Origin of the sequence: Mesorhizobium sp. M0633, from assembly GCF_040320645.1 — a bacterium.
In the GTDB taxonomy this organism is placed as follows: domain Bacteria; phylum Pseudomonadota; class Alphaproteobacteria; order Rhizobiales; family Rhizobiaceae; genus Mesorhizobium.
This window is the reverse complement of record NZ_JAMYQC010000077.1, coordinates 1-6,958: the sequence shown is the minus strand read 5'-3', so window position 1 is coordinate 6,958 and position 6,958 is coordinate 1. Positions and strand designations below refer to the sequence as shown.

Below are 6,958 nucleotides of genomic sequence, written 5' to 3'. Positions count from 1 at the left end.
CGTGCGGCGCCAATCGCTTGAGACTGCGGGTTGACGGGCGGTCGGACCGGCGCCGCTTCAGCGACGCGCAGAAGCAGGCGATTGTGCAGGAGACGGAGAAGCCTGGTGTCAGTGGCGGAGGTTGCCGCCGCCATGGAGTCGCCACCAGCACGGCCTTCCGCTGGCGTGTCGAGTTTCGGCCTGACCGCTGGCAAGACGCCGCAATTGGCAACTGTTGCGCTCATCCATGGGGCGAAAAAACGAACGCCGGCGACGGCTCCCCTGTGCAATCTCGTGCGGCCGCCGGACGGCATGGTGGCAGTCCGACTGGACGACGGGCGGCGCGTCTTTGCGTCCGTCGGCAGCAATGCGGATGCAGTCAAGCGGCATCTCGCGGCAAGGGAGAACGCATCATGATCGTCGTTGCGGCGGGTGTGAAGATGCATCTGGCGCTCGGTCATACCGACCGTCAAGAGGCTCGACGGGCTCGCCATACTGATCCAGGAGCAGCTGAAAGATGGATCCCTTCTCGGATTCCGAGCGCAATGGACCCGACCACATCGAACGCGATATCAGCGAAGGCGCGAACATCACTCCGCGCCGTAGCGAACCCGGAAAAGCGCAACCAAAGCGCGGGCCGCTGCCCGATCATCCGCCGCGCGTTGTTGCGGCGGCACCCTGCCCAGCATCTGCGAGAGCATTAGCGAGATCCTCGACTATACCCAGGCGCGGTTTAGATGTAGCGCCACGCCGCCCGAAATGTGCCTGCCGGACCCGTTGGCCCGAAGAGGTTCAGGCAACTTGAACGTCGCCGACGGCGTTCCAGATGAATTGCGCCCGAAGCTCCAATTCACCGCCGCCGCCGCGAGGAGGACCGCGCCGCCAAGTGCCGAGAGGATAAAGATTGTACGCGCATGTTCATCGCTCGATCTGCGGTGCAGCAGCTTTCACCGGTTTATCAGCAACTCTGTCCGCAGCCGGGCAGAACGATGGAAGCGAAAGCTTGCCGGCTTGATATTTGCGACGAATACGGTTTGTTACGGGACAACGAATTATTTGCCTGATTGGCAATAAACAGCCCATCCGTTTCAACGCGCGCCATTAGAGCCATCAGACAAGAGGAAAACTCGATGACCGTTTCTCCAGACCCAAGCGACCAGGCTGATCTCGTATCAATCGCCGCCGACATCGTTTCCGCCTACGTTTCGAACAATCCGCTGCCGGTCGGCGAGTTGTCGAAGCTGATCGGGGATGTCTATGTCGCTTTGCGAGGGATCGGCAGACCTGTGGCTGCGACCGCAGCCAAACTGGAGCCGGCGGTGTCGATCAAGAAGTCAGTGACACCTGATTTCATCATATGCCTGGAAGACGGGAAGAAATTCAAATCCTTGAAGCGGCATATCGGAACGCATTACAATCTGAGCCCTGACGAATACCGGCAGAAATGGAACCTGCCCTCCGACTATCCGATGGTTGCGCCGAACTACGCGGCCACCCGCTCGGCCCTGGCGAAATCAACAGGTTTGGGACGCAAGGCGACAGCGCCAGCAAAAGCTGCGGCAGAAAAACCAAAACGAGTTGCTCGCGCGGCAGCGGCGACCACAGCCGCCACGGCAATCAAGTCGCCGGTGAAGAAGGGTCGCAAGACACCCGTCAAAGCATAGCGTGCTGCACCAGATAGAGGTGCAGTGGTGAACCTGAACCATGGCGAAGCCCCGCCTTGCGCGGGGCTGCGTGTTTAGTCGGATCACTCTGCGGTGCGGCGGGACCAGATGAGCGACAACTCGCCCTCGGTGGCGGTCTCGACCAGGCTTGCATAGATCGGAGCGGGGAAGCTCGGATCGTCGAGCTTGACGGAGTGATAGTCGCGGCCCTCGCGCGAGGTCTTCTTCCATGCCGCCCCGAATTCGATGGCGCCGGCGAAGATGCGGAAGTCCGGACCTTTTTCATTGTCGCCTTCGGCAGGCGTGAACGTCACCGACTTGACGTTGAGGTTCAGGGTTTTGACTGAACCGGAGAAGCCGTTCGCGGTGCGGGAGAATGTGCCGATGGTCGCCATTGTGGTGGTTCCTTCTGTTTCTCGGGCCGCGCCTATCGCGGCCTCGATGGTGGTCTTGAGACCGGGGGCGATCGGGCCGCACCCAAAGCGGCTGAAACGAAGTGGAAGACGGCGCCGCGAGACTTTCTTGGGCCGCGAGGAATGGACGCAAACCGGGGTCCCCGCCAGGTGTGCCGGGTGGGGTGGTACGGCCAGGGGAAGAAAACGAAGCGCCGTCGTTGCGGGAAGACGATCGAGGTTGAGCCAAGCGAAAACGGTCTTCGGTCAGACCCAATCCATTCGAGGGCGCCATGGGCGTAGCTAGGATGGACAGACAGTCACAACGGCGACCGCGATCAGTCACCCGCTTCCCAGCCCCGTCATGAGCGCTTTGGCGGTCAATACAGCTAACCCACACCTCAACCATGAGAATGATGATGCCGCTCCAGGTACCCGCGCCAAGATGGCCGGCGAGCGGAGCTGGGCCGCGCCGTGAAGCTGGGCGGACCGGATCAGTTCAGTTCAGTTCAGGAGGTGGGTGACGCGCTCCATTGCGAGTGGGCGGCCACGCTCTGGTACAGATTGTATTTGTGCGAGCGATGGCCAAAGCCATTTCTCCATCGGCGGCTCATTTGCCTTATGCTTCGTCAATGATCCGAAATCCGCGTTCCAGACTGCAATCCTATGCTGCTTGACCCTATATTGATCAGCGATCTTGCCCCAAGGCATCCATTCCAAACGGCACAACGCTCGCCCGTTTGAAGCCAAGCTTGGCTGTACCGCGTTCCTTCGGACTGGGTTTACGCTTCTGAATAGCCAACTCGAGCTCCGTAAGACAATTTTGTTCTATATATATCGAACGAGCGTTCGCTTTTCAAGGCCGGTTTTGTGCGGTATATATCGAACGACCTAATCCACTGTGACTGAGGGAAAATGCCAACGACGCTAAGCGAGAAGCTCAGAGAACTCAGAAAGAAGAGGGACTGGTCCCTCGACGACCTGGCCCGCGAGGCGGGGGCCAGCAAGAGCTACCTGTGGGAACTCGAAAACCGCGCCGAGAGAAAGCCGTCTGCGGAAAAACTAGCCGACATAGCACGGGTGCTCGACGTAACCACCGAATACCTGCTCGACGAGAACGCCACGTTCGACGACGCGCAGCTGAAGGAAGTGTTTTTCCGCAAGTTCAACCGGCTCGAACACGACGACAAGAATCGGATCATGGACATGATCGACACTTGGGCGAAAAAGAAATGAAGCTTCCGACGACGTGCGACGGCTGGGCCACGCGCGTCTCGGCCCTCGTCAAGGCGGCGACCGACGCCTTGGGCGTAGCGCGCTTCCCGATCCGCATCGCGCCCATAGCTGCCGATTACTCGCGCAACCTCTATCCCAAAGAGCCGATCACTATCGTGCAAGGGGATGATTTCGGCGAGCGGTTCGAAGGTGCGCTCGTGCCCAAGGGCAACGGAGAGTGGGGTATCTTCTACAACACCGGCCTTCGCTCAAAAGGCCGGATCAATTTCTGCCAGGCTCATGAGTTCGGACACTACCTCCTCCACCGCCATCTGAGTGGAAATCCGTTCTATTGCTCGCGTAAGGATATGTGGGCTTGGAACTCCGACTATGGCCGGATGGAAGCCGAGGCCAACCGCTTCGCCTCAATGGTGTTGATGCCGCCTGATGACTTTCGCATTCAGACCTATGATTTCAGAAAGTCGACCCTCAGCCAGTTCGAGGCCCTTCGAGAGCGTTACGAGGTCTCGATTACGGCGGCCGTCCTCAAGTGGCTGGACATGACCAGGCGGCGCGCGATGCTCGTGGTCAGCAAAGATGGCTTCATCGACTGGGCACGCAGCAGCCCGGCGCTCTTCAAGTCGGGTGTGTATTTCCCGGCAAAACAGTTGACCATCCCCTTGCCTGGGGGCTCGCTTGCCGCCATCGGACGGAAGGCTGGCACACGCGAAATTGACCACCTGGCCGGCGTCTGGAACGCCGATGAGCCGGTGTTTGAGTCGGTGCTGTTCGATGAGTATCGTGACCTTGCACTGTCGCTTCTCATCTTTCCCGTCGATGGGCCAGGGCGCTGGGATAATAGCCATGATGAAGAGTCTGGACTGATGGACACGTTCGAAGCGTTCCAACGGTAGGTTCCTGGGCGTGTAGTTTATCCCGCGACGCACTCGGATACTGCTAGCCTGGAAAAGTGAGCCGATAGCGCCTGGCTGATTGAGCGTCGGTATCACGACTGGGCGAAGCAGCGGCAGGCGCTTGAGTAATCTTCTGGCAGACTCAACTACGGCTACGGGGCAGGAATTTGCGTTGATCCGATTGTTTCCAAAAAGGCAGCCGCCTCTGGCGCAACCGAGATCTCCAGCGTGGCCATCGGCAATGTCTGCTTTCAGGCGGCGGCAAAGCTGACCTCAACGACGACTATGAGGCGCGTTGCAGACCGGCAGCCTGGGGGCCGGAAACAGACGGTCCGGTTCTGGAAGCCAGAAGGCGCCATTCCACCTCCATCTTGGCCGCAACGACGCTGCTAGCCGCTACTCGACTGCGGCACCGCGTTGGCCGCTTGCTCCAGGAGGCGACATTCCGGTCTTACCAGAACGTTCGTGATAGGGTGCCTACCTACCGAAAATCGCGCACTTCTTCGAATCTCCGGCTGGGGTTGGGAAAGGAGAGCATCATGATTGGCCCACCACTGCCTCGTGTGGGACAATTGGCGGCGCCGCAACCCGCGCCCTCCGGCACTCGGCATTGCGCTGATTGAGGGACAACATGCTGCGCGTCGCATCCGACCGGCTGAGGCCGGTCATGGCACCACCGTCGATCAGCGCCGGAATTCCGCTGAAGACATGATAGACGGTCCAGGACCGATCCGCCTCGACGCGGCGGCCATATTGACGGTCCGCGAAGTCGCGTCCCGATGTCCCACCCTCATTTTCCCAGACCGCAAGCCCGGCGGCGTTGCACTGCCGATCGGTTTCGTTGCTACGGGCACTCATGGCGTTGGCCTTTCCTCATTGATCGCTTCCGTGGCCAGAACGCCGGAATAGAGCGTTGCGCCCTTCGCGTCGGCGATCGTCATGGCGTCCGGCCGCTGCGGCATGTTCAAGGTTTTGGCCAAAAGCCTGGCGATCTCGATCGCATGGTTGAGGTTGGCCGCTTGCGCCGTCTCGCGCCCGACCACGGCATGCGCATCGTCCGAGGTTCGGGTGCGATAGAATTCGATCACGATCTTCATCGTCATCCGTGCCCGTGTCGCTACGTCAGTTCTTGCGCTTGCCGCGCCGGGCATTGATATCGGCGGCAACTCTGGTGTGGGCGCCGAATACGCTTTCAGGCTTGGGCGGGACCTTCTCCTGCGTCGGGTTCCCGATCTTCCGGCTAAACCATTTCTGTCCCTTTGACACGTTCGAAGATCCTTTCGATGAGCGTTGTGCTGTCACCGGGCGAAGTGTCGACCGGTTCGAGACTGTCCTGCATCGCCACCCGTTCATGAAGTTCGACGTCGCTGCGGATGCGGTACTGCAGCGAATTTCCGCTCGGCGGGAGCCTTGCTGTGACGCGGTAGATTTCCGCGGCCTTTGGAAACGTGCCGATGCCGCTCTTCAGCCGGACAGCCTGTCCGACGGCAAAGAGATGCGTTGCGGCTTCGCGGCGGACTAGCACCGCTCGCGGTGATCGCCGGAGGTGAATGAAGGTGGCCACGCGGCGCCATGCGATCTGGGAAGTCCCTTCGAGGGCCTCCTCGTCATGGTCAACCCGATACTCTCCGGGCGGTTGCGGTGTATCAAAGCCGGGCAGCGAAAACGCCGACTTGAAGCGAACGACTGTATTTGTGGTGCGGCTGGTCATGAATTGCGGCTTTCCGCGGAAACGGGCGGCTGCGCCTTTCCGTATCATTCCCACTCGAACCGCCGGGACGATGCCCGACGCTGCCAGTACATCCGTGGTCAGCGTCGGTTTCATTCCAGGGTCCGAACGGAACGAGATGTGCGCCGGACCGGCGCATGCACTCATTTTCGAGAATTCGGTGGTGAATGGCGGGGCTCTGACACAAAGCCAACTCGACCCAAATCAACGAGTTTTACCTATGCGCCTCAATTGAGTTCCAAACAAGGTCGCGGCATCCTTTATTTGATCTTTGAAATAATAACCCGCATCCGCGAAATTCAAGCCGGCAGAAAGTTTTCCTCACATCCGAACGAATTTCTGCGCGTTCGAATTATATCATTCGAATTCTTGGCCATTGGCCAGAAATAATTCTGGCACTCCTATCTATCGAGTGCCAACGCGCCTATAGAGAGGGGGCGGCCGCCTAAGCCGGCCCCAGAAAGAGTCCCCATGAAATTCCGGCCACTCCACGATCGCGTCGTCATTCGCCGCGCCGAAGGCGACACCAAATCCAAGGGCGGCATCATCATTCCCGACAATGCCAAGGAGAAACCACAGGAAGGCGAAGTGATCGCCGTCGGCCCGGGCGGACGCGACGAGAATGGCGCGCTTGTTCCGCTCGACGTCAAGGCCGGCGACCTGATCCTGTTCGGCAAATGGTCGGGCACGGAGGTCAAGATCTACGGCGAGGACCTTCTGATCATGAAGGAGGCCGACATCATGGGCGTCATCGACAAAGCTGTCGAAGCCAAGAAGGCCGCCTGACTGGAGCGGCGCGTGTCCCTCAAGGCGCGCAAAGGTCGCTCCAGTATTTGAAGAACAAGCGCAGCGCGTTCCGCGCGGCGACCGTTCCACTCCAAATTCGACGGGATAAAAAATGTCTGCCAAGGAAATCAAATTCGCCACCGATGCCCGCGACCGCATGCTGCGCGGCGTCGAACTCCTCAACAACGCCGTCAAGGTGACGCTCGGCCCCAAGGGCCGCAACGTCATCATCGACAAGGCCTATGGCGCGCCGCGCATCACCAAGGACGGGGTGACGGT

10 protein-coding genes and 1 pseudogene are annotated in these 6,958 nt (G+C 59.8%); 7 read left to right on the top strand and 4 right to left on the bottom strand.

All coding sequences use genetic code 11. The annotated features are described in order from the left end of the window. Positions 1–83 precede the first annotated feature (83 nt). The 3 genes from NKI47_RS34290 (at position 84) to NKI47_RS34280 (ending at position 1,643) form a co-directional block, all read left to right on the top strand. The gene (locus tag NKI47_RS34290) at positions 84–683 is read left to right on the top strand and encodes a hypothetical protein (RefSeq protein ID WP_352596134.1); all 600 of its coding nucleotides are present in this window, start codon (positions 84–86) and stop codon (positions 681–683) included. 210 nt (positions 684–893) lie between these two features. Continuing rightward, complete coding sequence (locus NKI47_RS34285) at positions 894–1,043, top strand: hypothetical protein (protein WP_352596126.1); 150 nt, start codon at positions 894–896, stop codon at positions 1,041–1,043. Between the two features lie 66 nt (positions 1,044–1,109). Further along, positions 1,110–1,643, top strand: coding sequence for a Ros/MucR family transcriptional regulator (locus tag NKI47_RS34280; protein ID WP_352596131.1), 534 nt, complete (start codon positions 1,110–1,112; stop codon positions 1,641–1,643). Between the two features lie 83 nt (positions 1,644–1,726). Here NKI47_RS34280 and NKI47_RS34275 read toward each other — a convergent pair whose 3' ends face one another. Continuing rightward, positions 1,727–2,038 carry a DUF736 domain-containing protein gene (locus tag NKI47_RS34275; protein ID WP_352596123.1) on the bottom strand — a complete coding sequence of 104 codons (312 nt, stop codon included), beginning with the start codon at positions 2,036–2,038 and terminating at the stop codon, positions 1,727–1,729. A 912-nt stretch (positions 2,039–2,950) separates the two neighbouring features. Between NKI47_RS34275 and NKI47_RS34270 the strand changes: the two genes are divergently transcribed. Both NKI47_RS34270 and NKI47_RS34265 read left to right on the top strand, forming a co-directional pair. Continuing rightward, a complete protein-coding gene (locus NKI47_RS34270; RefSeq protein WP_352596120.1) occupies positions 2,951–3,271 on the top strand; it encodes a helix-turn-helix domain-containing protein in 321 nt (106 codons plus the stop codon). After that, positions 3,253–4,164: an ImmA/IrrE family metallo-endopeptidase gene (locus NKI47_RS34265; protein ID WP_352596117.1), complete on the top strand. Its 912-nt coding sequence runs from the start codon at positions 3,253–3,255 to the stop codon at positions 4,162–4,164. Before NKI47_RS34270 ends, NKI47_RS34265 begins: the two co-directional genes overlap by 19 nt. A 537-nt stretch (positions 4,165–4,701) precedes the next feature. On the opposite strand, the gene NKI47_RS34260 is transcribed toward NKI47_RS34265, so the two are convergent. The 3 genes from NKI47_RS34260 to NKI47_RS34250 form a co-directional block, all read right to left on the bottom strand. Further along, positions 4,702–5,022, bottom strand: a complete 321-nt coding sequence (locus tag NKI47_RS34260; protein WP_352596114.1) for a hypothetical protein — start codon at positions 5,020–5,022, stop codon at positions 4,702–4,704. After that, positions 5,019–5,261, bottom strand: a complete 243-nt coding sequence (locus tag NKI47_RS34255) for a hypothetical protein (RefSeq protein WP_352596111.1) — start codon at positions 5,259–5,261, stop codon at positions 5,019–5,021. The genes NKI47_RS34260 and NKI47_RS34255 overlap by 4 nt, the downstream gene beginning before the upstream one ends. A gap of 143 nt (positions 5,262–5,404) precedes the next feature. Next, positions 5,405–5,716, bottom strand: a complete 312-nt coding sequence (locus NKI47_RS34250) for a hypothetical protein (RefSeq protein WP_502898128.1) — start codon at positions 5,714–5,716, stop codon at positions 5,405–5,407. A gap of 648 nt (positions 5,717–6,364) precedes the next feature. On the opposite strand from NKI47_RS34250, the gene NKI47_RS34245 reads away from it, so the two are divergent. Together NKI47_RS34245 and groEL are read left to right on the top strand one after the other, a co-directional pair. Then, positions 6,365–6,679, top strand: coding sequence for a co-chaperone GroES (locus tag NKI47_RS34245; RefSeq protein ID WP_352542955.1), 315 nt, complete (start codon positions 6,365–6,367; stop codon positions 6,677–6,679). 112 nt (positions 6,680–6,791) lie between these two features. Then, positions 6,792–6,958 (top strand): annotated as a pseudogene (gene groEL / locus NKI47_RS34240) (chaperonin GroEL); the annotation flags it as partial.

What these genes read in the sequence shown, in the direction of transcription:
- NKI47_RS34280 (WP_352596131.1), top strand. Translation starts at nt 1,110, where the DNA reads ATGACCGTTTCTCCAGACCCAAGCGACCAGGCTGATCTCGTATCAATC.
- NKI47_RS34260 (WP_352596114.1), bottom strand. Translation starts at nt 5,022, where the DNA reads ATGAGTGCCCGTAGCAACGAAACCGATCGGCAGTGCAACGCCGCCGGG.
- NKI47_RS34255 (WP_352596111.1), bottom strand. Translation starts at nt 5,261, where the DNA reads ATGAAGATCGTGATCGAATTCTATCGCACCCGAACCTCGGACGATGCG.
- NKI47_RS34245 (WP_352542955.1), top strand. Translation starts at nt 6,365, where the DNA reads ATGAAATTCCGGCCACTCCACGATCGCGTCGTCATTCGCCGCGCCGAA.
- NKI47_RS34275 (WP_352596123.1), bottom strand. Translation starts at nt 2,038, where the DNA reads ATGGCGACCATCGGCACATTCTCCCGCACCGCGAACGGCTTCTCCGGT.
- NKI47_RS34270 (WP_352596120.1), top strand. Translation starts at nt 2,951, where the DNA reads ATGCCAACGACGCTAAGCGAGAAGCTCAGAGAACTCAGAAAGAAGAGG.
- NKI47_RS34285 (WP_352596126.1), top strand. Translation starts at nt 894, where the DNA reads ATGTTCATCGCTCGATCTGCGGTGCAGCAGCTTTCACCGGTTTATCAG.